30 protein-coding genes are annotated in these 25,492 nt (G+C 65.1%); 13 read left to right on the top strand and 17 right to left on the bottom strand.

Translation table 11 applies throughout. The features are described from left to right. Positions 1 to 570, top strand: a complete 570-nt coding sequence (locus MU558_RS09495) for a GNAT family N-acetyltransferase (protein ID WP_246974920.1) — start codon at positions 1 to 3, stop codon at positions 568 to 570. 14 nt (positions 571 to 584) lie between these two features. On the opposite strand, the gene MU558_RS09490 is transcribed toward MU558_RS09495, so the two are convergent. Next, on the bottom strand, positions 585 to 1,043 hold the full coding sequence (locus MU558_RS09490; RefSeq protein ID WP_246965913.1) for a universal stress protein: 459 nt from the start codon (positions 1,041 to 1,043) through the stop codon (positions 585 to 587). Between the two features lie 97 nt (positions 1,044 to 1,140). Here MU558_RS09490 and MU558_RS09485 point away from each other — a divergent pair, with 97 nt between their 5' ends. Further along, positions 1,141 to 1,593, top strand: a complete 453-nt coding sequence (locus MU558_RS09485) for a universal stress protein (protein WP_246965911.1) — start codon at positions 1,141 to 1,143, stop codon at positions 1,591 to 1,593. A gap of 44 nt (positions 1,594 to 1,637) precedes the next feature. Continuing rightward, entirely contained in the window at positions 1,638 to 2,840 is a 1,203-nt protein-coding gene (locus tag MU558_RS09480) for a DHH family phosphoesterase (RefSeq protein ID WP_246965910.1), read from the top strand. Between the two features lie 112 nt (positions 2,841 to 2,952). Here MU558_RS09480 and MU558_RS09475 read toward each other — a convergent pair whose 3' ends face one another. The 4 genes from MU558_RS09475 to MU558_RS09460 all read right to left on the bottom strand — a co-directional run bounded on the left by MU558_RS09475 (position 2,953) and on the right by MU558_RS09460 (position 4,510). Then, complete coding sequence (locus MU558_RS09475; RefSeq protein ID WP_246965909.1) at positions 2,953 to 3,111, bottom strand: hypothetical protein; 159 nt, start codon at positions 3,109 to 3,111, stop codon at positions 2,953 to 2,955. Between the two features lie 135 nt (positions 3,112 to 3,246). Continuing rightward, complete coding sequence (locus MU558_RS09470; protein ID WP_246965908.1) at positions 3,247 to 3,432, bottom strand: hypothetical protein; 186 nt, start codon at positions 3,430 to 3,432, stop codon at positions 3,247 to 3,249. Next, entirely contained in the window at positions 3,422 to 3,781 is a 360-nt protein-coding gene (locus MU558_RS09465; RefSeq protein WP_246965907.1) for a HalOD1 output domain-containing protein, read from the bottom strand. Before MU558_RS09465 ends, MU558_RS09470 begins: the two co-directional genes overlap by 11 nt. 84 nt (positions 3,782 to 3,865) lie before the next feature. Continuing rightward, positions 3,866 to 4,510, bottom strand: a complete 645-nt coding sequence (locus tag MU558_RS09460) for a helix-turn-helix domain-containing protein (RefSeq protein WP_246965906.1) — start codon at positions 4,508 to 4,510, stop codon at positions 3,866 to 3,868. Positions 4,511 to 4,704: 194 nt separating this feature from the next. Between MU558_RS09460 and MU558_RS09455 the strand changes: the two genes are divergently transcribed. Together MU558_RS09455 and MU558_RS09450 are read left to right on the top strand one after the other, a co-directional pair. Next, positions 4,705 to 5,361 (top strand): helix-turn-helix domain-containing protein, encoded by a 657-nt coding sequence (locus tag MU558_RS09455; protein ID WP_246974917.1) that lies wholly within the window; start codon positions 4,705 to 4,707, stop codon positions 5,359 to 5,361. A 68-nt stretch (positions 5,362 to 5,429) separates the two neighbouring features. Continuing rightward, positions 5,430 to 5,837, top strand: a complete 408-nt coding sequence (locus MU558_RS09450; protein ID WP_246965904.1) for a DUF7344 domain-containing protein — start codon at positions 5,430 to 5,432, stop codon at positions 5,835 to 5,837. 429 nt (positions 5,838 to 6,266) lie between these two features. On the opposite strand, the gene MU558_RS09445 is transcribed toward MU558_RS09450, so the two are convergent. The 5 genes from MU558_RS09445 to MU558_RS09425 all read right to left on the bottom strand — a co-directional run bounded on the left by MU558_RS09445 (position 6,267) and on the right by MU558_RS09425 (position 8,827). Then, positions 6,267 to 6,596, bottom strand: coding sequence for a DUF3784 domain-containing protein (locus MU558_RS09445; protein WP_246965903.1), 330 nt, complete (start codon positions 6,594 to 6,596; stop codon positions 6,267 to 6,269). A gap of 80 nt (positions 6,597 to 6,676) precedes the next feature. Continuing rightward, positions 6,677 to 7,369: a hypothetical protein gene (locus MU558_RS09440; RefSeq protein WP_246965902.1), complete on the bottom strand. Its 693-nt coding sequence runs from the start codon at positions 7,367 to 7,369 to the stop codon at positions 6,677 to 6,679. A 96-nt stretch (positions 7,370 to 7,465) separates the two neighbouring features. Continuing rightward, positions 7,466 to 7,915, bottom strand: a complete 450-nt coding sequence (locus MU558_RS09435) for a DUF5807 family protein (RefSeq protein WP_246965901.1) — start codon at positions 7,913 to 7,915, stop codon at positions 7,466 to 7,468. A gap of 65 nt (positions 7,916 to 7,980) precedes the next feature. Further along, on the bottom strand, positions 7,981 to 8,418 hold the full coding sequence (locus MU558_RS09430; RefSeq protein ID WP_246965900.1) for a DUF7112 family protein: 438 nt from the start codon (positions 8,416 to 8,418) through the stop codon (positions 7,981 to 7,983). A 13-nt stretch (positions 8,419 to 8,431) separates the two neighbouring features. Continuing rightward, a complete protein-coding gene (locus MU558_RS09425; protein ID WP_246965899.1) occupies positions 8,432 to 8,827 on the bottom strand; it encodes a 30S ribosomal protein S6e in 396 nt (131 codons plus the stop codon). 159 nt (positions 8,828 to 8,986) lie between these two features. On the opposite strand from MU558_RS09425, the gene MU558_RS09420 reads away from it, so the two are divergent. The 4 genes from MU558_RS09420 (at position 8,987) to MU558_RS09405 (ending at position 14,806) form a co-directional block, all read left to right on the top strand. Then, positions 8,987 to 9,265: a WNWW family protein gene (locus MU558_RS09420; protein ID WP_246965898.1), complete on the top strand. Its 279-nt coding sequence runs from the start codon at positions 8,987 to 8,989 to the stop codon at positions 9,263 to 9,265. A 107-nt stretch (positions 9,266 to 9,372) separates the two neighbouring features. Then, positions 9,373 to 10,611 carry an MBL fold metallo-hydrolase gene (locus MU558_RS09415; RefSeq protein WP_246965897.1) on the top strand — a complete coding sequence of 413 codons (1,239 nt, stop codon included), beginning with the start codon at positions 9,373 to 9,375 and terminating at the stop codon, positions 10,609 to 10,611. A 150-nt stretch (positions 10,612 to 10,761) separates the two neighbouring features. Next, positions 10,762 to 12,177, top strand: coding sequence for an SRPBCC family protein (locus MU558_RS09410; RefSeq protein WP_246965896.1), 1,416 nt, complete (start codon positions 10,762 to 10,764; stop codon positions 12,175 to 12,177). 220 nt (positions 12,178 to 12,397) lie between these two features. Further along, the gene (locus MU558_RS09405; protein WP_246965895.1) at positions 12,398 to 14,806 is read left to right on the top strand and encodes a cation:proton antiporter domain-containing protein; all 2,409 of its coding nucleotides are present in this window, start codon (positions 12,398 to 12,400) and stop codon (positions 14,804 to 14,806) included. A 72-nt stretch (positions 14,807 to 14,878) separates the two neighbouring features. Here the strand turns inward: MU558_RS09405 and MU558_RS09400 are convergent, their stop codons facing one another. From MU558_RS09400 to MU558_RS09380, 6 genes are all read right to left on the bottom strand, one after another. Then, positions 14,879 to 16,258 carry a DUF5305 domain-containing protein gene (locus MU558_RS09400; protein ID WP_246965894.1) on the bottom strand — a complete coding sequence of 460 codons (1,380 nt, stop codon included), beginning with the start codon at positions 16,256 to 16,258 and terminating at the stop codon, positions 14,879 to 14,881. Between the two features lie 7 nt (positions 16,259 to 16,265). Then, complete coding sequence (locus tag MU558_RS09395) at positions 16,266 to 17,426, bottom strand: signal peptidase I (RefSeq protein WP_246965893.1); 1,161 nt, start codon at positions 17,424 to 17,426, stop codon at positions 16,266 to 16,268. A gap of 234 nt (positions 17,427 to 17,660) precedes the next feature. Next, positions 17,661 to 18,083, bottom strand: a complete 423-nt coding sequence (locus tag MU558_RS09390; protein ID WP_246965892.1) for a DUF5658 family protein — start codon at positions 18,081 to 18,083, stop codon at positions 17,661 to 17,663. A gap of 431 nt (positions 18,084 to 18,514) precedes the next feature. Next, positions 18,515 to 18,640 (bottom strand): hypothetical protein, encoded by a 126-nt coding sequence (locus tag MU558_RS23175; RefSeq protein ID WP_265781212.1) that lies wholly within the window; start codon positions 18,638 to 18,640, stop codon positions 18,515 to 18,517. A gap of 1 nt (position 18,641) precedes the next feature. Further along, positions 18,642 to 19,241 (bottom strand): hypothetical protein, encoded by a 600-nt coding sequence (locus tag MU558_RS09385; RefSeq protein WP_246965891.1) that lies wholly within the window; start codon positions 19,239 to 19,241, stop codon positions 18,642 to 18,644. A gap of 15 nt (positions 19,242 to 19,256) precedes the next feature. Next, positions 19,257 to 19,805, bottom strand: a complete 549-nt coding sequence (locus MU558_RS09380; protein ID WP_246965890.1) for a DUF1102 domain-containing protein — start codon at positions 19,803 to 19,805, stop codon at positions 19,257 to 19,259. A gap of 503 nt (positions 19,806 to 20,308) precedes the next feature. Here MU558_RS09380 and MU558_RS09375 point away from each other — a divergent pair. Together MU558_RS09375 and MU558_RS09370 are read left to right on the top strand one after the other, a co-directional pair. Next, positions 20,309 to 20,965 (top strand): DUF7344 domain-containing protein, encoded by a 657-nt coding sequence (locus MU558_RS09375; RefSeq protein ID WP_246974775.1) that lies wholly within the window; start codon positions 20,309 to 20,311, stop codon positions 20,963 to 20,965. 64 nt (positions 20,966 to 21,029) lie between these two features. Further along, positions 21,030 to 21,956 (top strand): hypothetical protein, encoded by a 927-nt coding sequence (locus MU558_RS09370; protein WP_246974772.1) that lies wholly within the window; start codon positions 21,030 to 21,032, stop codon positions 21,954 to 21,956. Between the two features lie 124 nt (positions 21,957 to 22,080). On the opposite strand, the gene MU558_RS09365 is transcribed toward MU558_RS09370, so the two are convergent. Continuing rightward, the gene (locus MU558_RS09365) at positions 22,081 to 24,054 is read right to left on the bottom strand and encodes an aconitate hydratase (protein ID WP_246974769.1); all 1,974 of its coding nucleotides are present in this window, start codon (positions 24,052 to 24,054) and stop codon (positions 22,081 to 22,083) included. Positions 24,055 to 24,306: 252 nt separating this feature from the next. On the opposite strand from MU558_RS09365, the gene MU558_RS09360 reads away from it, so the two are divergent. Then, entirely contained in the window at positions 24,307 to 24,786 is a 480-nt protein-coding gene (locus MU558_RS09360; RefSeq protein ID WP_246974766.1) for a deoxyuridine 5'-triphosphate nucleotidohydrolase, read from the top strand. A gap of 51 nt (positions 24,787 to 24,837) precedes the next feature. Then, a complete protein-coding gene (locus MU558_RS09355; protein ID WP_246974763.1) occupies positions 24,838 to 25,392 on the top strand; it encodes a metal-dependent hydrolase in 555 nt (184 codons plus the stop codon). Positions 25,393 to 25,492: the final 100 nt, after the last annotated feature.

Here is a 25,492-nt window from a genome sequence, read left to right as displayed (position 1 = left end):
ATGAGAGGCTCACGCGTCTATCCCGACGAACGGGCCGGACCGTTCCCGGCACCACCAGATACGTTCGAAGACGGCGAAGGACGGTCGATCGAGATCCGAGCGCTCGAGGAAGACGACGACAGTCAGGTCGACGACCTCGTCGCGATGTACCTCGAGTTCGATCCCGTCGACCGCGCACAGGGCATCCCGCCGACCGGCGAACAGCGCATCCGGGAGTGGCTCGACCCCATCCTCGAGGGCAGCGTCAACGTCGTCGCCTGGCACGACGAACAGGTCGTCGGTCACGCCACCCTCGTTCCCGACACCGACGACCCCGCGGTGGCGACCGACCAGCCGGACAGTATCGAGTGGGAACTCGCCATCTTCGTCCTCCAGGCCTACCAGCAAGCCGGGATCGGGACGCAGTTGCTCGAGCACTTGCTCGGCTACGCCAGCGAGGTGGGCATCGAGAACGTGTGGCTCACCGTCGAGCGGTGGAACGGACCGGCGATCTCGCTGTACGAGGCAGTCGGCTTCGAGGTCTGTAGCGCAGAGAGCTTCGAACAGGAGATGGCGATCCGCCTCGAGTAGCGCTCTCTGCCGTTCTAGACCGAGAGGACCGGCTGGCTCGCGTACGCGAGGACGTACTCCGCGGCCCGTTCCAGGACGTCCGGCGACGTGTCGGTCACCGACTCGCGCGGGATGACGATGAAGTCGGCACCGACGGCGTCGGCGGCGTCGAGCACGACGCTTCCCGGGTGGCGCGTCTTGCGCGTCGACGAGAAGCCGTGGATCATCGAGGTCGACACCGCGACGCCGTACTCGCCGGCGACGCTCTCGACGTCACCGAGGAACTCACGGGCGTTGTCGGCGACGTCTTCCTCGTCGACGGCCCCCGCGTCCATTCCCTTGACGACGCCGCGTCCGATGACGTAGAGTGCGTGGACGGACGCGCCGTAGCGATCGGCGACGGCGACGGCGTATTCGGCTGCAGTGGCGGACTCCTCACTTCCGTCGACGGGGGCGAGGACGGTGTCGACCGTAAACGGCTCGCTTGCGTCCATGCCCGGTGGTGTGCGGGCAGTGGTGAAAAAGTCTCGGCAACGTCCCGACGACCGAGTTCCGGGGGTATTTATACCGTCTCGAGCGAAACCACCGGTTATGTTCGATACGGTCGTCGTCGCAACTGACGGCTCGACGAGCGTCACCCGGGCCGTCGACGTCGGACTCGACCTCGCCGGACGGTTCGACGCCGACGTGCACGCGCTCTCGGTGATCGACGCGGGCGAGGTCGACGCCTCGCCGGAACAGCTCCGTGACGAACTCGAGACCGCACTCGAGACCCACGCCGAAGCCGCGCTCGCGACCGTCCACGAGCGTGCCGGAAACGGACTCACGACCGAGATTCGAGAGGGCCACCCGGCACCGGAGATCTGTGCCTACGCCAGAGAGATCGACGCCGACCTGGTCGTCACCGGCACGCGCGGTCGCCACGGCGAAAACCGGTTTTTGCTCGGTAGCGTCGCCGAGAAGGTCGTCCGCTCCTCGCCCGTCCCCGTGTTGACGGTCCGCCAGCTCGAGACCGCGACCGACGAGCCGGCCGCCGAGGCCTGATCCGGACCGGCGGTTTCTTCCCGCTCGCCCGCCGAGAGGTCTGCATGCACGACGAACTCATCTCGGACGACGAGCTTCCGCTCGCCCGCAAGTCCGTCCTCCCCGGGACCGGCTTCTTTCTTCCCGACTCGCTCGAGGACGACCTCGAGGACGAACAGGCGAAAGCCGCACTCGAGGGGACGGAGGTCGCCGTCGTCGCCGACCCGGACGCCGACGGCCTCGCCTGCGTCGCCTTGCTCCGGGAGGCCTACGACGACGTCCGGAACGTCCCCGATCCGGAAGAACTGACCGGCGACGAGACGGACGCAGACGACGCCGACGACGAGACACCGGACCCACTCGAGGAGCCCGAACCGACGCCCCACCGCGTCGCGCTCCTCCCGGCCAGCCCGCACGACCTCGAAGACCAGCTCGAACGCGTCGGCGAACACGCCGACGAGGGGATCGACGTCTACATCTGTGACCTCTGTCCGGACCGCTACGAGTACGTCGAGGAGGAGCTCGAGGCCGCCCTCGAGGTCGCAGACCGCGTCGCCTGGTACGACCACCACCAGTGGGGCGACGACGTGGCGGCCGCAGTACGCGAGGCCGGCGTCGACCTCGTCGTTGGCGACAGCGAAGAAGAGTGTAGCGCGGACGTCGTCTACCGCTCGCTCGAGTACGACTTCGACCCGACGTACGAGGACCTCGCCGCGGTGACCCGCGACCACGACCTCTGGCTGCGAGAAGATCCCCGTAGCGACGACCTCGCGGACTACGCCTACTGGACCGGCCCCGAAGAGTACGTGGAGGTCGTCCGCGAGTACGGTGCGGACCTGCCGGAGTGGGTCGAGGCGTACCTGGCCGAGAAACGCGTCGAGAAGGAGGCGCTCATCGACCGCGCCGTCTCCCGCGCGGAGTTTCGCGAGATCGGCGACTACACCGTCGGCGTCACCTACGGCCGCTGCTCGCAAAACGAGGTCGCCGAGGCGATGCGCGAGCAGGGTGCCGACGCCTCCGTCGTCGTCAAACCGGCCGGTTCGGCGTCGATCCGCGGCACCGACGCGTTCGACCGCTGTCACGAGGTCGCCGGGCGAGTAAACGGCGGCGGCCACCCCAAGGCAGCCGGCTGTAAACCCGACATCTACGACGACATGCTCGACTACGCCCACCACTGGACCTCTCGTGGCGCGGTGACGAAACAGGTCATCCTCGACGCGTTCCGTGCCGTCGTCGACGGGGAGGCCACGGAGGACGAGACGTCGTAGCCTCGAGCGGAGTGTATCAGAGACGTCTTCTCACGGAGTTGGGTTCACTCACTTCGATGGTGAATTAACCGATAAGTAGGTGTTCGAACGGATCACAGACAGATCTATCAAATCACGTTCCTCGCCTTATCTCGTCTTCGAATCTGCCGAACTCGACGAGTCTCATCTCCGCTAACTCGGGAAGCAGGACGTGATGGAGTTCATAACAGACTGTGAGGTGCTTCTCGGAGTCAAGCGTTTCTCTCTCACCGAGTATCGGATCTGCAGGCATCACACTCTCATCCAGGAGCGCACGTAATACTCACCACTGTTGCGCTGAGAGTACACGTTCGAGTTGATCACCGTTACAGCGTTTGTCACTCACGAGCCTGTAATCTGCTATTGACTCTGTCTTCCGCGGCGGAGGTCACTCCGAACGGTCGTTCTTTTCGACTTCCGTGACGATCACGTCCCAGTCAGGATGGTCCATCCCATTTCGACACTCGAATCCACCCTCCACATCGATTCCATTCTCGTAGGCCCGGAGAAGGAGCGCACGTAGCTCCGCGTTCAATTTTTCCTTCGACGTGAGCGGTGTCTCCTCAGAAGTCATTTTCCCGCGCCTTGCTCGGATCGCTCTGCTGGTGGTTCGTGGCCTGGGGCATGATTGTGATCACGCCGTAGCTATGCACGCGGATCTCGTGGCCCTCGTGCACGAATGTAATGTGAGTATCTCCGGTCGTCCAGTTTCGAACCTGAACGAGCGCATCTAACGCCTCTGGGTCAACAGTGGAATGGAGCGGGCTCAGCTCAACCGGATCAGTGTCCATAACTTCCGCCAGCGTTGCGATAACAGCCATGCTCGCAGGTGTCTTCGCCTGATCAAACTGGGTGCGAACAGTCCCAGGTTCCCGGGAGTACTCGACTTCTGCTACGCCGACTCCCGATACCGTTGCGTCCATCTCGACCGATTCTAGCCGTCTGAGTCGGTTTAACAGGGGTACTGATTATACAGAGGGTTTAAGTGTGAGTGCCTGTCCGAACGATCACGACGAACTGCTAAGCGTTGCTCCAATGAGGCGTCGATGCCCGCGTCGGAGGCGTGACGAGAGTGACTGCTGTGTGATGCCGAGTTCGTCAGCGATCTCTTCGAGCGAGGTCTCGCGTGGGGTGTCGAAGTAGCCCCGCTCGTAGGCTAACACCAGCGCCTCGCGTTGCGTCTCGGTCAATTCGTAGCCCTCCCCTTGAATCGGAAGCATTGCGTGGATAGCGGTGATCGCTATCGGAATATCGTTTTCCTGGCAGTACTCTCGAAATTCAGCGATTGCCTCCTGACCCTCGCTGCGCACCTCGAATCGCCACCCGTCTTTCGTACCGATCCCAGCGAGCACGACAACGCTGGCCTTGGCAAGCGCACTCAGGACGCCGAAGTACTCTGGTTTCCACTCAGCACGCATGAGATACTCGTCTTCGATGCTATCGACAGATCGGATATTGGTCACGCCAGCGTGTGGTTCGAACGCAGCTTCGATGTCCTCCGCTTCTACACCGCGTACCCAGAAGTACGGAATAATCAGCGTCTCGTGTGGAATCAGCCGCTCCAGTTCGACCGTCACACCCGGCAAACTCTCGAACACACTACCCAACGGAAATTCCTCTGCCGGACTCGTAAACTCCATCACGGTCGCCATGCGGAAACGTTCGTCTAACAGGCAGATAACCGGCGTGGGTGGTGTACCATGGCGTCGAGAAGAGCCAAAACACGGTTGTTGACCGGTATACTGTATTCGAAGACCAGGTTGCCGTTGCCGGATCTCGGCCCTCCATGGTGCACCATGTCATCCCCTTTTGTACGACCCGGAGCAATCTAGTCTCGCAAACGAGCATGAGTGTGATAACGGAGGTTCGAATCCCACCCGACGATTTCGAACTTGGCCAAATCCTCAATATCGAGGAGGCGTCGGCCATCGAACTCGAAACGCTCGTTCCGACCAGGGACACTACCGTGCCGCTCTTCTGGGTCTACGAACCGGTCGGAGACGGATTTCTCGACACCGTCGAACGCTATCCAACCGTCAACAGCGTCACAGAGGTTGACGTATTCGAAGACCGGACGCTGTTCAGGCTCGACTGGGATGCGAGCCAGGATCACCACTTTCAGTGCGTCCTAGACCACGAGGGGCAAATACTGAGTGCCACTGGAACGCCCGAAGGATGGGATTTCGAGATGCGATTCACAGGCCGCGAAGCATTGAGTCAGTATCAGGACTGTTGTGAGGACGCGCACATCTCGCTGGATATTATCCGTATATACAATCCAGCGGATCCCGAGGCCGATTCGTGGTACGGCTTGAGTGAGCCACAACGAGAAGCGCTTGCACTTGCAGTTCGAATGGGATACTACGACATTCCACGAGGCTGTACGACCGCGGAACTCGCTGACGAGCTCGGGATTTCCGATCAAGCAGTGACAGAGCGTCTGCGTCGCGCCATCGGTGCGTTCGGTAGGCACGCGCTTCTCACTCCCGAGCCAGAGGCGTAAGTGGCCTGGTCGTTTCCATTATACACCATGGGACAGGACCAGGCAGTTGGGGCTCCACTATTGTGAATATGAAAGAGAATAAAGAGCGAGGGGCACGTAATATACAGTCAATTGATGGGCTTTCCGGTTCTTCGGGGCGTAAGAGACCGATTCTCCCCGATACGATTCTGTCGGTAGTAGCGAACGAACACCGACGCGCTATCCTCAACGTTCTGGACAATGCACCCGATAAGACACTGGAGTACGATGCGCTCGTAGACCACGTTGCAGACCGGATTCGAGACGAAAACACGGAATATCTGTCCGACGAACACCGACAACGTGTCCGGATCGCACTTCATCATACTCATCTCCCAAAACTCGATGAGGCTCAGATAATCGACTACGAGGCTGAAACGGGCCATGTCCAGTTTGTTGGCGGTGAACTGGCACAGAAGATCCTGACGCTGGTCGAGCCGTACGACACTCGCGAGTGAAGGACGGGTATCATCGAGAATGATTAACTCCAGTTTCGAATTCATCCTCTCCGTCCCACGTGGTCAGGTACCCACCGCTAAAGCGCTGTCTCTTACCCACACATTGCGCCACCAGTCTGCGAGCGATCCACCGGAGAGTGGCTCTCGGGATACCAGTTTTCAGCGTCTTTCGCCGGGTGAAATCCGTGATTTTGGATCCAAAAGCAGTCGCCTCGAGTACCACTCTCCGTGACCAGGCGTCGATCTCGTCTCTCTTCCCGGTGGATCTCAGTTCGTTCTCGCCTGCCTCGAGAGTCTCCGAAACGCCGCTTTCGCGAGACTCCGACGTATGGGTAAGAGACAGGGCTAAAGACGTGGGTTTCCGCGCTGCCTCTGTATGAGCCGTTCTATGATACCCCCTCGAGCGCGCGACAGTCGAACGACCGACGGTCACCGCGCGTCGTCTCGAGGCCGTTCGTACCGCCGGGAGCCGACGATCATTCGGCCGGTCAGTGCGAAGACGACGAACACGAAGACGAGCCAGTGCGCGTCCTGCCCGCCGAACGGTTCCACGTAGTCGACGACCCCGACGAGGATCGTGAGCGCGGCGACGTAGAGGGTGTTCGTCCCGACGAACTTCGCCAGGGCGTCGTCGTCGACGACTCGTTCCGGATCGTACCCCGCGATCAACTCGACCCGCCCGAAGTACCTGATCGCGACGCCGAGGAGGCCGACGAACACGCCGCTTGTGACCGTGAGGATAACCCGCTCGAGACTCATGTTTCAAATTCATCACTACTGCCGAATGAAACTACCGGCGTGACGGGTTCCCTCGAGGCGAACTGTCGACGACGAGGCGATCACCGTCGCGCCAGCGCGCGCATCACGAGCTGCAGGACGTGGACGAAGACGCCGGCGACGGCGACGTAGACGCCGATAGTTTGTAGCGCGACCGACTCGGACCGACGGTCGCGCACGCGCCAGATCTCCCAGCCCAGGCGAAACAGGAAGCCGAGAAAGACGAGCACGAAGCCGACGACCAGCACAGCCGAGACGAACGTCCCGATCGCGATCGCCACGATCCCGCCGATAAACGAGACGTTGGCGTACGTTCCCCAGTTCTCGAACGTCTTCGAGCGCGCGTAGACGTACGTCGCGATCAGCGCGGTCACGAGCGCCACGACGACTGCGGTCACGACGAGCACGGTGAGCTGGCTCTGCCGGGGCGCAAACGAGAGCACGCCCGCGCCGAAGATCCCGAACGCGAGTTGCAAGACGACCGTGCCGACGAACGCGATTCCGGCGTCGCCGCCCTCGACGCCGCGTTCTGCGATCAGTTCACCGCCGACGATCGCCGCGCCGTAGACGACCACGCCAAGGATCGGAACCGAGAACAGGTAGTCGTTGACGGCCGCGAGCGGCGTCGCCGCGATAACGTACATCAGGACGACGTTGATCGCCATCAGCGCGCTTGCCCCGCCGACGACCGTCCACTCTCGGACCGAGATGAGAAAACCGCGTCCGGTCTCGGCCGGCGTCTCGTAGGAGCTCATCACTCGTCTCTAGCCGGACCAGCGAGGTAAGCTTTCACACGGCAGAGCAAGGGGATGGAACTCGAGTTGTGCCCGTTTCGCGTGACTCTGGCTCCGTTACTCCTGGACGGCCCACCGATCCGAGTACGCCGTCCCGCAGCGACACTGGGCGTAGGCGTGGATCACGTCGCCCTCGGCGTAGAGGCCGCCGACCTCCTCGTTTTGCTCCTCGGCGAAGGCGAAGACGAACTGCACCTCGTGGTCGTCGTCGGTCGCCTCGCTCGAGTCGCCTTCCGGCGGTTCGTCCGGGCAGGTGCCACCGGCGAGGTCGCCATCGATGATCCCCTCGACTTGCATCGCAGAGCCGGCGAACTGCATCGCTTCGGTCCCCGTCGCTGCCTGGAAAGCGTTGCGTCCGCGCTCGCCGTCGACGACGATCACGACGCCGCCGTCGACCCGGTCGCCGAACTCCGCGAGCCGGTCGTCGTCGACGAACGACTCAGCGAGAAAGAGCGCGACGTCGTCCGGCCGGTCGCCAGCGAGAAACTCCTCGCGTGGGTCACTCATGCGACGTGGTTGCCACTCGAGGGGGAAAAAGGGCGCGACACCGTCGCGCCGGGGTCGCGGGACCGCTACTGATCTTCGACGTCCTCGGCGATCGACGCGAGGCTGTCGCTTGGGGGTTCGCGGGCCTCGTAGACCGCGGTCTCGCCCGGTGCCCGGAGCCCGTAGAGGAACTCGGGTTCGACGACGTCGACGTGTACGGATCCACCGGTGCGAACGTCGTGGTCGTCGACCCACGCCGAGAGTCGGTCCTCGCCCTCGCGGGGATCGCGAGCGAACCGCGGCGCGTCGTAGACGCCCGGGATCGAGACGTCGTCGCCGGTCAGCGCCCGCTCGACGCGCGCGAACAGTTCGTCGCCGTCGAGGACGAGTCGGACGACCTCGTCGACCGGAAACGCCTCGCGGTCGTCGGCGGGAATCTCCAGTCGAACGCCGGTCGCCGTCTCCGTGAGCGTCGCACGTACCGTCTGCACCGACGGGTGATCGCTCGAGACGCGGTCTGCCATAGAAGTGGAGAGATTACTCGTCGTCGCCCTCGCCGAGCAGTTCCTCGACGTCGGTGCTGCCGCGCTCGACGATCGAGGCGTTGATCTGGGCGACGGCGTCGGAGATTTCGCGGCCGCGGACCGTGATCCGTCGTCGCTCACCGTCACGCCGGGGCTTGTAGCCCGTCTGGCGCTCGTTCATCAGCACTTCCTCCAGGTTCGGGCCGGCGACGGTCTCGTTCAGCGGACGGCCCGCGTCGTCGGAGCCGCCGGTGATCTCGAGCGTGTAGCCGTCGAGGCCGACGGCGCTTCCGTCGACTTCCTCGCCGATCTCCTTGCCCATGAATCGGTTCGCGTCCTGCTCGTCCGCCTCGAGCTGGTAGGCCATCCCCGAGTCGGGGTCGCCCACGACGACAGTGAAACTTGCCATGCCCGACGGAAATCGTCCTGCAGTCAAAAATACGTCGATAGACGGCCGCCCGTTCGCGTCGGCGCGGACGCGCCGCGAGCGCGTCGGGATCGGCTGTCTCCGCCGTCTCGTTCTCCGGCGTCGAACACACTCAAGTACGATCGCGGGCTACGAACGGTCGTGTCCCTCGATCCCGACGACCTCGAGTCTCGCCTCCGCCGCGAGTTCGGCGGCAGCCGCGGCGAGTCCCACGTGGTGGCCAGGCAGGCGGTCGACCTCGCCGACGCCGGCCAGTACGAGGCCGACGTCGGCACCGAACTCACGGCCGCCGTCGTCTGCGAGGAACTCGCGGACGCCCCCGACGGAACCCCGTCAGACCGGTGGAACTGGTGGATCGGCTCGCTCGAACTCGCCTTCGGCGGCTACGAGCAGTTCGGCGTTCGACGGTATCGCGAGTGAATTACTACAAAATCTGTAGCAAATTGGTACAGAAACGATAGCAAGACGAGCGCGGCGTCGTCGCGGAACCGATGGAAGAAAACCGCTCGAGGCGCGAGTAGGCGGTGATGGACCTCGAGTTTCTTGGCGGGGCCGGCGAGATCGGCCGGAGCGCGATCCTGATCGACGACACCCTGTTGCTCGACTACGGCATGGACTCGGGCAACCCGCCGTCGTTTCCCGTCGGCGACGTCGACCCCGAGTCGGTGGTGGTGAGCCACGGCCACCTCGACCACGTCGGATCGCTCCCGTCGCTGCTCTCGGGGGACGCACGCCCGGAGATCCACTGGACCCCGCCGACGGCCGACCTCGCGATGCTCCTGGCACGAGACACTCTCAAACTGCACGGCGGGAGCTACGACTGCCCGTTCACCGAGGCCGAACTCGCCCGCGTCAGCGAAGTGTCGCGGACCCACGGCTACCGCGAGCCGTTCGAGGCCGGGGGCTACGAGGTGACGTTCTTCGACGCCGGGCACGTCCCCGGCAGCACCCACGTCCTCGTCTCCGACGGCGAGACGCGGCTGCTGTACACCGGCGACTTCAACACCGAATCTCAGAACCTTCTCCCGGGAACGACCGCGCGACCAGACGCCGACGTCGTGATCTGCGAAAGTACCTACTCCGATACGACCCGGCCGCCGCGGGCGCGACTCGAGCGGGAGTTCGCCGAGAGCCTGCGGACGACGATCTGGGAGGGCGGTACGGTCGTCGTCCCGGCGTTCGCCATCGGCCGCACCCAGGAGGCGCTCTGCATCTGCGAGGAACACGACCTCGAGTGTTACGTCGACGGGATGGGAAAGCGGGTGACGGAACTGTTCTTGCGGCCGCGAAACCGGGAGTTCCTGCGCGATCCGGCCCTGCTACGGCGAGCGAAAGGAAACGCCCGGTTCGTCGACGGCCGCGACGGACAACGACGGCGAATCGCCGACCAGAACACGATCATCGTCACGACCAGCGGGATGCTCCACGGAGGTCCGGCGATGACCTACGTCCCCGAAATCCGGTCGCATCCGGCCAACAAGATCGCGCTGACCGGCTACCAGGTCGAGGGGACGCCCGGCCGAGACTTGCTCGAGACCGGCAGCGCCGAGATCGACGGCCGCGTGATGCGGGTCAGCGCACAGGTCGAACAGTACGACTTCTCGGCCCACGCCGACCGTAACGGACTGCTCGAGTTCCTCGAGTCGTACCGGGACGCGGAGATCGCGGTCGTACACGGGGACCGCTGTGAGGCGTTCGCCACGGAACTCCGGGCAGACGGATACGACGCGACGGCACCGGGTCTCGGCGACACAGTGGCGTACTGACTGGCGCGGTCGGATCGAGTTCGCGTTCGCGACCCGGTTCACGTGGACGGACACCGGCGACGGCCGTCGGTCGCCGTCGAGACGGAATCCTACTCGAGCGGAAGGGCCGTACGCTGTTCTATTAGCGTGGAAGACGTACCCGTCGTAACCATGCTGGGACCGTTCGAAAACGGCAAGAGGGGACGATCGGAGACCGTCGCGTCGGACGGCCCGGACTCGTCGATGCTGCTCGACCGCCACCTGCCCGCGTACGACGTCACGCAGATTCGCCACGCGGTCGTCGACGCCGAGCCGGCGACGACCTACGAGGCGATGCTGACGGCCGACATGGCGGACACGGGCCCGGTCGTCCGCACGCTGGGGTGGCTCCGGGACGTGCCCGCTCGACTCGGCCACCGGCTTCGCGGGACCGAGCGGGAGTCGCTGCCAGAGCGACTGTCGATCGACGAACTCGAGGAGACGAGCGAGTGGGTTCGCATCGACGAATCGCCGGGCGAGGAAGTCGTCTTCGGTGCGGTCGGGAAGTTCTGGCAGCCGAACATCGAGTGGCGCGAGATCGACCCCGACGAGTTCGCCGACTTCGACGAACCGGGGTACGCGAAACTCGCGGCGAACCTGTCGGTTCGGCCCTACGGCGAGGGGCGGACGCTGCTCACCTACGAGGCGCGAACGGCGACGACCGACGAAGAGTCGCGACGGCGATTTCGGCGGTACTGGCGACTCGTCGGCCCGTTCGCCGGCTACCTGATGGGACGGGCCACGGAGCGGATCGCGGCCGACGCCGAGGCGCTTTCGAGGCGAGCGTCGGCGTCGACGGTCGTCGACGATGGCACCGACGCGACTCGAGCGAAACCGGACGACAGCGACACTGTCAGCGAGACACGAACGGGGCCGCCGACGGAGTCGACGTCCTCGAGAGCGCGACTCGCGGTCGTCGCGCTCGCGGTGATACTCGTGGCGTATCACGCCGTCGTCCGACCGTGGCACCGTCGGTGGGGCGCGACCGACGAGGAAGCGACGGGACGGCTGCCGGGCGACGGCCTCTGCCCGAGCGCCGAGAGCCAGGTGACACACGCGGTCGAGATCGACGCGCCGCCGGAAGACGTCTGGCCGTGGCTCGTCCAGATCGGACAGGACCGCGGCGGGTTCTACAGCTACGACTGGCTCGAGAACCTGATCGGCGCCGATATCCACACCGCCGAGTACGTCGTTCCGGAGTACCAGGCGCTGTCGGAAGGCGACGTCGTCCGACTCGCACCCGAGGACTACCCTATCTCGACGCCCCAGAGCGCACCCGAGGTCGCACTCGTCGAGCCCGAACGGGCGCTGGTCCTCCGACCGCCGGGCGAGCCGCCAGCGTGGACCTGGGCGTTCGTCCTCACGTCGTCCGATCGTCGGACGACGCGCCTGCTCGCCCGGAAGCGGTCGGGAGCGTTGTCGCCGCTCGAGACGCTCCTCGAGTACCTGTTCTGGGATCCGTCCCACTTCGTCATGGAGCGAAAGATGCTGCTGGGGATCAAGCGCCGCGCGGAGGAGTCGACGAGACTCGAGCCGCTCGAGGAGTGATCGAACTCGCGAGATTTCCATCGGGTTTTCGTGGATCGTCACCGCTTATCATATCGACGAAGATAGTCTCGACCAGTGAGAGGTGTTTCGTCGCCAGCGACCCGATCGAAGCCGAAAACGGCCGGATAGGCTGTCAAGCTTTTCACCTCGCCTGCCGTACTGGGATCCGAGACACGAGCGTGTCGCGTGTCACGGCCACCGCCACTGCACCTCCACTCTGATGATTCCACAGCCATCGGCCGCGGTCGTTCGACCGGCGGCCATCGGTCACGCCTCGTCCGTTCTGCAGACGGCCGACGTTCCGGAGCCGATCGCGACCGGTGAGTTGCTCTGGCTCTTTCTGATGCTCACCCTGTTGCTCGCGACTGCTCGAGTGCTCGGCGAACTCACGAAGCGATTCGGAATGCCGGCGGTCGTGGGCGAACTCACGGCGGGGATCGTCCTCGGCCCGACGGTGATCGACAGCGTCCTGCTCGTCACGCGGACGGTCGAGTGGGTCGAAGGCGAGGCGGTTGGCCAGCAACTCGCCGCCGTCGAGGTCGTCTCCTGGCTCGGGCTGTTGATGCTCATCGTCCTCACCGGCCTCGAGACCGACCTCGAGCTCATCGTCAGCAAGGCCAGAGCGGCGACGCTCGTCGCGCTCGCGAGCATCGTCGCGCCGTTTGCGGCCGGGTTCGCGTTCGCGTGGTACCTCCCCGATCGGTTCGTCGCGACCGGCGGCTCCCGCCTCGAGTTCGCACTGTTCATGGCGGTCGCGATGAGCATCTCGGCCATCCCGGTCATCGCGAAGATCCTGATGGACATGGGCCACGTCAGGCGCGACTTCGGCCAGCTCACGCTCGCAGCGGGGATGATAAACGACACCGTCGGCTGGATCATGCTGGCGCTGGTCGCGGGACTGGTTCGGACCGGCGAGGTCCAGTTCGCCGCGACCGTCGGGACGCTGCTGTGGCTCGTTGCCTTCCTCGGCGTCGGATTCACCGTCGGTCGCCGTGCGGTCAGGTGGCTGTTCGTCTGGATCGACAACACCGTCGGCGGCGAGGTCGCGAAGCTCACCACGCTGATGGTGCTCACGCTCGGCGTCGGGTCGTTCACCCACGCGCTCCACCTCGAGGCCGTCCTCGGCGCGTTCGTCGTCGGCATCCTCGTCGGACAGGTCGACCGCTTCGACTACGAGACCGAACACACGCTCGAGGTGGTCACGATGGGTGTGTTCGCACCGATCTTCTTCGCAACGGCGGGGCTTCGTGTCGACCTCCGGGCGCTCGCCGACCCCGTCGTCTTCGGGGTCGCGGTCGGTGCGCTCGCGATCGCCGTCGTCGGCAAGTTCGCCGGCTCGTACGTCGGGGCGAGGGCGGCCGGCCTCTCGAGCTGGGAGGGCGTGACGATCGGTGCCGGGCTGAACGCCCGCGGTGCGATGGAGATCGTCGTCGCCACGATCGGGCTCGCGGTCGACGTGCTGACGATCGAGATGTACAGCATCATCGTGATGATCGCCATCGTGACGTCGCTTATGGCCCCGCCGATGCTCCGCTGGACGCTCCCACACGTCACGATGAGCGCCAGCGAACGCAGGCGCATCGAACGGGAAGAACGCATGCGCGAGAGTTTCGTCGGACAGATTCGCCGCATCCTGCTACCGACCCGCGGCGGTGCCGACACCCAGTACGCCGCTCGCTTGCTCGGCCCGCTCGTCCGCGATGCGGAGATCGAACTGACCGCGCTGTACGTCACCGAAGACGGACGCCGGCGGGGGCGGTGGATCGAGCGCGCACTCGAGCGACTGCCCGGACCCGACCCAGTCTCACGGGAAGCGCGCTCCGGGTCGGCCACCGACCGTCGCACTCGCGCGACAAACGGGAGTTCCGGGGGCGGGAGCGAGCGAGACCACCCTCCCGGCTCGAGCGACGAGGAGATCGCGGCTGCGTTCGAGGTGATCGAGCGACGACTGGAACTCGACGACGGTGATCTCCGTCTCCGAAAGCGGGTTCGTGACGCCACCGGGAGCGTCGCGGAGACGATCCTCGACGAGGCCGCCGAAGGGTACGGAATGCTCGTCCTCGGCGAGTCCGGCCGTACTCGGGATCCGGACGAGCCGCTGTTCAGCGAAACCGTCGACCACGTCGTCCGGGACGCTCCCTGTCCGACGATGGTCGTCAGCACGCCTGGAACGGGAGAGGCCGCCCTCGAGAGCCTGGAAGCGAACATGCGGCGGATCCTCCTTCCGACGGTCGGAACGGAGTACAACCGTCACGCGGCGGAGATCGCGTTCACCATCGCCAGACGGGAGAACGCGATCGTCGAGATCGTCCACGTCGTCGCCGAACCGCGGCCCGCCGACCGCTTCGTCGAGCAGCCGGACCTCTCGAAGGCGATGGCCATCGGAGAGGGGATCGTCGACCGCGAGGCCGAACTCGGTCGCGAGATGGGCACGAAGGTGCTGACGACGGTCGAAGTCGGCGACGAGCCGGAGGCGACTATCGTCGACCTCGCGAACCGAGACGGCGTGGACCTCATCGTCATGGGTAGCGACATCCGGGCGATCTCCCAGCGCGCATTCTTCGGCCACCGGGTCGAACGCGTCGTCGAGGACGCGCCCTGTCCCGTCGCCGTCATCAGCTCGGTGTGATCGGGCCTCGAGTCGACCGACCTCGAAGGCGCTACGCGACTGCCAGTCTACGGGTGAAGCGATCGAATCCGATCAGTCGCCACCGTTGGTATCGTCCGCGTCACCCTCGTCCGGGCCCGACTCGTCCAACTGTGCGTGCCAGCCGCTCGAGTCGGACTCGGCGGTTTCGTCCGCTGCCGTCTCGAGTCCGGCGAACGTAAACGGGTCGTCGTCGCTCGCGGCCGAGGGGTCGGCGTCCGATTTCGACGTGGGCTCGCCAGTCGTCGTCCCCTCGCTCGCCGACGCCGAGTCGGACGCCTCGACGAACGAAATCCGCCCGTCGTCGCCGGAACTCGCGTCGTCGCGGCCGTCGGCTACCGACGCGGGCGTCGGTGGCTCGAAGACGGACACTATCCCGTCGTGGCGGACGACGTACAGTTCTCGCTGCGGATCGAAGACGATCGCAGCGTCGGCGTCGATCCCGAACTCGGCCAGCGCCGCCAGCGTCTCCGGCTTCGCTCGCGGCCCCTCGAGTGCCGCGTCGGGCAGCGCCATGGTCGTGATCACCTCCTCGAATCGGGCGCGGTCGTCGCGGTACACGAGCCACTCGCGTTCGGCGGCCGTCGGTTCCGGGAGCCGTCGGGAGGCGTACGCGAGTCCCCCGAGACCGCCGACGCCCACCAGCAGGAGCACCGGCCCGCCGACCGTCCGCACCGGACCGGCCGAGGCGGTGACGACCTCGGTCTCGTACTCCTCGTACGGCTCGTCGTAGGAGTCCTGGCCCTCGAGCCGGTACGTCCCGCCCTCGGTGACGATTGGAACCCGGTAGCTGTCCGTGGCCGACCGCTGCTCGCCGTCGATCGTTCCCTCGATCACCCGGCCAAACTCGAGGACAACCTCGGTCTCGCCCGGACTGGCTCCGAGGTCGGACTCGATCTCGTCGATCCGCGTCGCGACGTCGCTGACGTCGACGGCGAACGTGGCGGTGACGTTCTCGCCCGGGTCGACGTCTTCGCCGGTCGTCGACGCGAGCCGTTCTCGCTCGCTCCAGTAGACGGTCCCGTCGTCGGGATCGACCGCACGATAGGACAGGTCGACCGTGAGCGCGACGTCGACGCCGTCGCCGGTCCGTGACTCGTACCCCCCGACGAACTCGCCGTCGACCGTCGGGCTGATCGCCGTGTAGTACAGCGGCCGGTTCTCGAGTCGGGTCCCGGTGGGATAGACCGAGTTCGGCTCCGTGACCGTGGCGTCGTGCGAGACGTCGCCCGTGGCGGTCCAGGTGGACTCACGTTGCCGTGTCGTCTCCTCGCCCGGATTCGCGTACGCACCGTAGCTCAGCCACCCCCCAAGGACTACCAGGACGACGAACGCGACGATCAGTACCGTTCGATACTCCTCGAGCAGGACGCGAAGTCGCAGCCGTCGCTCCTCGTCCGCCGCCTCGCCAGTCTCCGTCGATAGGAATGTCATGTCGATCTCAGTTTCGCCTCCGAACGATCGATCGCGTCTCTCTGCAGCGGTTTCGGATCGCCGTCCGTCTCGAGCGGACGTCGCCTGGCCCCGAGAGGACTCGCCCGATCGCGTAGGTGCCACCGCCCAGCAGCGACAGGATCGCCGTCGACGGTGCCCACGGGTGGACCGCGTAGAGAGCGTCGACGACCGGGGCCGGGAGCACGTACAGGTAGCGGTACTCGGTGACGTACATCGGATAGTGGCCCGTCTCCTCTGGGGCCGTGATCGAGACCGTCGCCGTCGTCTCGTCGCGTGGCCCGACGATCGCCCGTCCGGGATCGACGGTCACGTCCTCGCTGCCGGGTTCGACGTAGGAGATCACGGGAACGAACCCGCCGTTGGAAACCGGGTACGGGATCTCGCCGGTCGTTTCCCGCTCGATCACGAGCGGTCGCTCCGAGTCGAACTCCGCGCTGACGACGGCGTAGGACTGCGTGCCAGCCGGTACGATCATCGCCGCCGCCGCCGCGACGACGACCAGCAGCGCGAAGCCGGCCGAGAGCAGCCGGGGATCGAGCCAGTCGTCCGCCTCGTCGCCGGTGCGCGACTCGAGCGACGGCTCCCGTCGTTCGCGGATCGTCTCGGCGACGTAGAGGACGATCGAGACGCCGAGAATCGGAACCGCAAGTCCCGACGCACCCGGAAGATTCCGGACGCCGAGTGCGACGGCCAGCCGCGTCTGGACGGACTCGAGTGCGCCGCTCGCGGTCATGACGGCCGTCCCGAACGCCGGGATCGTCACGATCTCGCCGTTTACCTGCCACGCCTCGGCGACGATCTGGGCGTCCTGGACGTACGGCTCGTCGCCGTCCTGGTCGGTAAACGGGTTCGCGTCGCCGCGGGTCACGTACCCTCGATCGGTCTCCTCGACGATACGGTGGGTCGTCAGCCCGCCGCCCTGGATCTCCTCGGCCTCGAAGACGACGACGTCACCGGGCTCCGGGTCGCCGGTCACCTCGCTCGGGATCGCGACGAAGCCGTCGCCGGTGTCGATCGTCGGCTCCATGCTCCCCGTCTCGACGAACCCGAGCAGGATCGGCTGGCCGAGCACCTGTCCCGCCACGAGCGAGACGAGGACGACGAACGCCACCCCCTGTAGCCCCCGTTCGACCCCCCGTCGGATCATTCGTCACCTAGTTACATTATGTTTATTCATTTGTAATTTGTGGCAGTCAACCAGTTTGCGGTGGTGGTCACGACGATCGAGCGGCGGTCGTCCGTCGCCATTGTAAGACGGCCGTTGACCCACCCTCTCGGGACGGTCAACGGAGGATTTCGAACTCGAGTGGACGGTATCGTCCTCGTTGACCCCTCGAGAGCGAAGAAACGAGGACGGCGAGAGCGAGAGAGCGATGGGCCGTCACGCACCGACCAGGACGATCGCCAGCAGGTACGCGTTCCACGTCGCGGCGAGCAGCCACACGCTCGCGAGCGCGGCCGGGACGACGAGCACGACGGAGTCCGGGGCGATCCGATCCGGCGCTCGCAGGACGGCAGCCGTGATCACGAGCCCGAACCCGACGGCCATCGCTTTCACCCCGAGGAGTCCGAGGACGCCCGCGCTCTCGAGTACGAGCACTCCCGCGGGGTTCGACTCCTCGAGGCCGAGCTCGAGGCCGCCGACGGTAGTCCCGAGATCCGCGGCGGTCGCGACCACGACGGCGAGCCAGAGTCGCCGGTCGAGCGGCGTTCTGTCGACGATTCCCGTTCGCTCGTCCGTCTGGCGGTCGTCGATCGCGGCGACCAGTGCTCGAAGGTAGCGTCGTATCGTCGATCCATCCATGGCTCGAGTTCCCCTCCCTGTTCCCTGCGTGGCCGTTCCGGGCGGCACACGGCGGCTCGAGGGTACTCGAGGGGGCGATACGACGACCCATTGTAATACGGCCGTTGAGGCGTCTCACGGTTGGTGAACTGGAAGTTAACGTGAGACTGTGGGCTCGAGCGGGTACAGCAGCGTCCGAAAACGAGCGAATGCCGACATGTGGTCCAGAACGGCCGGCGTGACGACCGCCGAGAACTGTCGCTCGAGATCACCGACGAGATATAGAGATTGTGTGGGGAATCGATCGTGACTGTATGGAGATTGTGTGGGGAATCGATCGTGACTGTATGGAGATTGTGTGGGGAATCGATCGTGACTGTATGGAGATTGTGTGGGGAATCGATCGTGACTGGATGAGTGACGCCGGCGGTCGAAAAAGCCTGTGTCAGCCGCTAGCTGGAGAAGAGCCGCTCCAGTTCCGCATTGATCGTCTCGCGGTCGATCTCTTCGTCGCTCAGGTCGAATTCGACGTCGGCGGTCTCCTCGTAATCGCTGAGTGTTGGTGTGTCGTCTGCCATGTTAGATCGCCTCCGCAGTGAGTTCGATTTCGTCGTCGACAGCCACCGAGTCGACTGCGCTTTCGGGCAGTGCGAACGCCACCAGGCTGAACTCGATCTCGTCGCCGGGCGACAGCGTCGAGATGGAGATGAAGTTGACCGATGGTGGGATCCCCCACTCGATTTCGACGTCGATACTCCCAGCATGTGGAACCAGAAGTACGCCCAGTACGCCGTCGAAGTTCTGCCAGCTCACGTCGCCGAACGCCAGTGGCGTCACCTGGAGTTCGATCTCCTGGGTGCCCTGGTTCTGGACCTGGAAGATGTCTGCGATCCCCGTGATGGCGTTCGCGTTCAGTCCCTCCCCACCGGCGAGTCCGTCGCCGATGTTGTCGTTGTCGCCGGTGAGGTTGATCGCGAGCGCGTTGCTGGCCGTCGTGTCGACGTAGTTGCCGTTCGGTCCATCGCCGGGTTGAATCCCAAGATACGCGCTGGCGTCGTCGGCGACGTTGACGGCGACGTCGCGCTCGGCTTCGACGCTGCTGAACGCGCCGGTGCCGAGCGTGAGGCTGCCACCGGCGGCGAGCGCGCCGACACTCAGGACGAATTTTCGTCGTTCCATGACGTTCCAACCCGGTTAGCTGCTCGGCGTCGCGACCGCGTTGAAGGTCACCGAGTCAAGCAGCTGGTCGCCGCTGCCGAGGTTACTGTCCGTCGTGTCGACTTTGATGCTGACTACCGTGCTTTCACCGGGTCCAAGGGTGGTGGCACTACTCGAGAGCGGACTGCCGCTGTAGTCTCCGTTACTGGGATAGAACTCGACGAGACCCGAATTGTTTCCGGACTTGGAAATATCCACGTTGACCTCCTGAGTACCCTGATTTTCGACGGTAAACACGTTGTCGATTTCCGTGACTGCGTCGGGGTTGACGCCATCACCGCCCGCGCTAGTTGAGTTGCCCGAATCGAGGTTGATCATCAGCGTGCCGCCGTCCCCGTCGTCGGTGACGTACTCCGAGTTGTTGCCGCCAGTTCCCTGCAGTCGCAGGTAGGCGGACGCGTCGTCGGCGACCTCGACGTCGACGTTTCGTGTCGCGGTCACGCTCGAGAACGCGCCGGTACCGACGACCGCAGCTGCTCCCGATGCCAGTGCTCCCATTCCGATGACGAATTTGCGTCGTTGCATGGTTGGATTCTCCGTGTCGTTGTCGCTCGAGGGCGACCACACCTCGTCGGCTCCACGTCGGCTCGTCGTCGCCCCGATCCCCACCGCGGGGATCACAGATCAGCCGTGTCCAGCAAGGGGTATTGTAATACAGTCGTGGAGTCGATCGCAGAGTCTGGTGTCCATCAGTCAACGCCCGCCCGACTGGACCGGCACGGGCGTATGGAACGGGTTGACTCGAGTCGACCACCACTCGGGGCAGCCGAACCTGCGGTCCAGCCGTCGTTGACTCGCCCCTCGAGTCGGTATCGACGCGGTTGACCGTCGGTCAAGCCGGGTCCGACCGGGCCTCGAGAGTCGGTATACCACCGGTTGACCGGCCGTCTGGATGGTATCGATGGCGTTGACCGACTGACTCGAGTCCGGCGAGAATCCCGATTTTGGCGGTTTCAGAACTGGTTGGATTCAAACAGTTATTTACAGACCAACATTTTTGGCCCATGCCGTACTAGCGTGTATCCGAAATGGGGGCAACTCACGCAGAAGCGTCCGGGGGAACCGAGACGTCGGAACTGGAGACGGACGACGGAGGAGACGCCGCGGCGGGGACAGCTGACGACGTCCTCACCGAAGACGAGCTCTTCACGCTCCTGTCAAACCAGCGGCGACGGCACATCCTGCACACGCTCATGCGAGAAGACCGGAGGGTCGACATCGGCGACCTCTCACAGGAGATCGCCGCCTGGGAGGACGGCCTCGCGTTCGAGGAGGTCTCGAGTAGCGATCGAAAGCGAGTCTACACGGCACTCCAGCAGTCACACCTCCCGAAGATGGACGCCGCTGGCGTCGTCGAGTTCGATCGCGACCGGGGCACGGTCGAACCGACGCCGGCGCTCGAGAACGTCGAGATCTACATGGACGTCGTCCGCGGACGGGAGATTCCCTGGGGCGCGTACTACCTCGGACTGACGACGCTGGCCGGCGCACTGTACGTGGTAGCGACGAACGACCTGACGCCGCTTGGCCAGCTCACGCCGTCTACCTGGGGCGTGTTCGTCGTCGTCACGTTCGCCGTCTCCGCGATCGCACACCGGTACTGCGAGCGGCAAAACCGGCTCGGGATCGCAGACGAGCCGCCGGGCGTGGAACTCGAGTACCACGACCGCTCGGGAGACGACTGATGGATCGACGACTGAACACGCGATACTCGAGATCAGAACGGACCAGCGACGGCACGCGATAGTCATGAAACGGACCCGACGCGCGACGCTGGCGATGATCGTCGGCTCGAGTGGCGTCCTCGCGGTCGACACCACCGGTTTCTCGACCGCGAGGACCGATCGTGACGTTCGCGTCGCAGTCGTCGACGACGCGGACGCCTACCTCGGGCTGACCGAAGACGGGGTCGAGGACGGCGGCCTGCTGTTCGGGGGCGAGCCTCGTCGGCCACCGGTCTCGTTCGACGTGATCAACCAGCTTCCGGAACCGATCACCGTCACGCTCGCAGTCGATACGTTCCGGTTCGACTCGGCCGACGGCGTCGACGTATCCGACGACCGGGTCGTCGTCGGCGCGGACGGCGACCGACTCGGTCCCGGCGAGCGACTCGAGAACGTCACCGTGAACCAGGATCCGGGCGGCGAGAGGCCGCCCGGCTCCACGGTGATGGGAACGATCGAGATCGACGCCAGCAGCGACGGAACCCGGATCGAGGCCGAGCGCGACCTCGTACTCGAGTGGCCAGAGATCGACGTCGACGCGGCGACGGTCGACGTCCGCCAGACCGGCGGGGGCGTCTTCGAACACGAGTGGAGACTTCGGACCGTCGACGTCGATGGGACCGCACTCGAGCGGCTTCGGTTCGACTACAGCGACGTCGAAACCGCACCAGCGCTCGATTTCACCGACGCCGACGAGGTGTCAGTCTCGGTGGCAGTCGACGGCGACGAGCGCGTGACCACGGGATCGATCGACCGGCGAGACGCGACTGCACTCGACGTCGCCCTCGAGCCGCCGCTCGAGCCCGACGCGGCGACGATCGAGATCGTGCTCACCGACACTGGCCCACCGGCGTCGCCGGGCGGCGGGAACGGCGACCGGGCAGGGGCGACGGTCGAACTCGACGGCGGCACGGTGACCGAGCGCGTCGAGGCGAGCTGGCGGCAGGGCTGAACTCGAGTACCGATCGTGCCCATCAGCGCTCGTCGGATCGATTCCCGTCGCTCACGGTTCTCGGCCACTCGCAGGAGAAAATCGAAGGAAAGAGACGGAGACGGTCGGCCGTCGATCGCGTCGATCAGTCGTCGGCAGGTGCCGCGCCTGCGCCCTCTTCGGCCTGTTGTTTCGTCCAGGCGAGTTTGCCACCGGCGGCGAGGATGTCGCGTTCGCGCTCGGAGGCGTCGAGTTCGGCGGTGAACTCCCAGTCGTCGTTGACGCGGACGGTGAACTCCTCGGAGCCGCTCTCGACGCCCTCGCGGACGTCGTCGACGATCTCCAGGTCGTCGCCCTGCTCGAGCTGGTCGTAGGTCTCCTCGTCGATGGTCAGCGGAATGAGACCGAAGTTAAAGAGGTTCGCGCGGTGAATGCGCGCGAAGCTCTGTGCGAAGACGCCCTGGATACCGAGGTACATCGGACAGAGCGCGGCGTGTTCGCGCGAGGAGCCCTGGCCGTAGTTCTCGCCGGCGACGAGGAAGCCGCCGTCGGACTCGAGTGCGCGGTCGGCGAAGGTCTCGTCGATGCGCGAGAGGGTGAACTCGGAGAGTTTGGGGACGTTCGACCGGTACATCAGGATGTCCTGGGTCGCGGGGATGATGTGGTCGGTCGTGATGTTGTCCTCCATCTTCAGGAGCGCCTCGCCCTCGAGGTCCGAATCGAGGGGATCTTTCAGCGGGACGTCGCCGATGTTCGGACCCTTGATGAGTTCGTCGTCGACGGCCTCGTCGGGTGCGATGAGGTCCGTCTTCGAGCCGGTGTACTCCTCTGGGAGTTCGACGCCGGGGGCCTCGAGGTCGCCGAGTTCGTCGGCGAGGTCCCGGGGGTCGACGATCTCGCCGGCAATCGCCGCGGCGGCGGCGACCTCAGGCGAGCAGAGGAAGACGTTGTCGTCTTCGATGCCCGAGCGGCCCTCGAAGTTGCGGTTGAACGTCCGCAGCGAGACGGAGTCGGAGGCGGGGACGTGGCCGATGCCGATACAGGCACCACACGTCGCCTCGGAGAAGTTGACGCCGGCGGCCATCATCTCCGCGACCCAGCCCTCGCGAGCGAGCATCTCGGAGGCCTGCTTGGAGCCGGGAGCGACGATCGTCTCGGTCTCCGTGGCGACCTCGCGGTCCTCGAGCATCTTCGCGACGGGGAGGATGTCCTCGTAGCCGCCGTTGGTACAGGAGCCGACGATGACCTGCTGGACGTCAGTGCCGGCGACCTCGCTGACGGGCACGACCTTGTCCGGCATCGACGGCTGGGCGATCAGCGGTTCGAGATCCGAGAGGTCGACGACGATCTCGTCGTCGTACTCGGCGTCGTCGTCGGGCTGGAGTTCGACGTACTCGTCTTCGCGGCCGACGCGCTCGAGGTAGTCGCGAGTCTGCTCGTCGGTCGGGAAGATCGACGTCGTCGCGCCGAGTTCCGTACCCATGTTGGTGATCGTCATCCGCTCGGGAGCGGTGAGCGACTCGACACCGGGGCCGGTGTACTCGAGGATCTTGCCGACGCCGCCTTTCACGGTGAGCCGACGCAGCATCTCGAGAATGACGTCTTTCGCCGTGGCCCACTCGGGGAGTTCGCCCTCGAGGCGGACGTTGACGACTTCGGGCATCTCGATGTAGTAGGGTGCGCCGCCCATGGCGACGGTGACGTCGATCCCGCCAGCGCCGATGGCGAGTTCACCGAGTCCGCCGGGGGTCGGCGTGTGGCTGTCCGAGCCCAGCAGCGTCTTGCCGGGAGCCGCGAAGTTCTCGCGGTGGACGTTGTGACAGATGCCGTTGCCGGGGCGAGAGAAGTAAGCGCCGAATTTGCCGGCAGCGGAGCGAAGGAAGCGGTGGTCGTCCGTGTTCTTGAAGTCGAACTGGTAGGTCTGGTGGTCGCAGTACTGGGCTGCGATCTCGGTCTGGACCTCGTCCAGTCCCATCGCTTCGAACTGGAGCCAGACCATCGTCCCAGTCGTGTCCTGGGTGAGAACCTGGTCGATCTCGATACCGATCTCCTCGCCGGTTTCGAGGTCGCCCTCGACGAGGTGGTCGTCGAGAATTTTCTCGGTAAGGGTTTGTCCCATAGCGTCCGGACATCGGCTTTCCGGATTGATAAAACCAGCGTGTTTCTGTCGTGGATGAACATGTAAGATCCGGCGATTTAGACGGTCACGCTGCAAATATTGCGCCAGCAGTGACCAAACGTTCAGTCGATAGTTCTCTCGAGACGATCCGAACTGGCGGCGACCGGTCGGCAACGATGCACGTCGCGACCGCACCGCAAACCGACCCGAACGCGACACGCTTTTGCCCGTAGCGGGCGCGAACTCGAGTGAATGTATCGCTCCGGCACCTTCGTCGCCGACCACGTCTCGCCGGTGATCGACGAGCAGGTCCAGCCCAACGGCGTCGACCTCACGCTCGACGTCGTCTTCGAACAGCGCGAACCCGGCCGTATCACCACCGACGGGAAGGAAATCGGTGACCGGGTGGCACGTCCGCTCGAGGAACTCGAGCAGAAGACGCCCGAGACGTACTACCTGCCGACGGGCGGGTACGTCGTCCGCTACTGCGAACGGATCGAGATCCCCGAGGGACACGTCGGGTTCGTCTATCCGCGGTCGTCGCTCATGCGCAACTCCTGTATGCTCAACACCGCGGTGTGGGACGCCGGCTACGAGGGCCGTGGTGAGGGTCTCCTGCAGGTCCACCACGACGTCGAACTCGAGCGTGGCGCACGGATCGCCCAGCTCGTGTTCGCCGAGGCCGACCACGACGACGTCTACGACGGCAGCTACCAGGGCGAGAACCTGTAGCAGTCGGCCGATTCGCATACCGTTTTCACCTTCCGTTCCGTACGTCGTCTCATGATGGCGACGACGCACGTGTTCGCGGGACTCGCGATCGTCGCACCACTGGTACACGTCGCACCCGAGTTCGCGGTTCCCCTCGCAGCCGGTGCGATCGCGGGCGGGCTGTTCCCCGACTTCGATCTCGCGTTCGAACACCGGCGGACGCTGCACTTTCCCGTCTACGGCAGCGTACTCGCCGTTCCGTCGGCGATCGGTGCCGCGCTCGTTCCCTCGGGTCTCACCGTCGGGTTCGCGGCGTTCGCCGTCGCCGCCTGGCTCCACGCCGCGAGCGACGCCCTCGGGAACGGTCCGGAGTTCGATCCCTGGACGGACGCCCGTGAGAACGCGGTCTACAACCACTTCGCCGGGCGGTGGATGCAGGCCAGACGGTACGTCCGCTACGACGGAGCGCCCGAAGACTTCGCGCTCGGACTCGCACTCGCGGTGCCCCCGCTGGTCGTCTTCGACGGGCGGGTCAGAGTCGTCGTCGCCGCCGCCCTCGTTCCGGCCTTCGCATACACGCTATTTCGCCGACAGATCGCTAACCTTGCGCCGGCGTGGCTCGAGTGACATCGACCGGCTGCCATCCGTTTCGGCTCCGAATTGTACGGAACGAGAAGCTATTCGTCTCGAGATAGCAATCGGCCGATCGATCGAGACGAGTCGCAAC

Source organism: Natribaculum luteum (assembly GCF_023008545.1).
Lineage (GTDB): Archaea > Halobacteriota > Halobacteria > Halobacteriales > Natrialbaceae > Natribaculum > Natribaculum luteum.
This window is presented reverse-complemented; position numbering and strand designations above follow the sequence as displayed.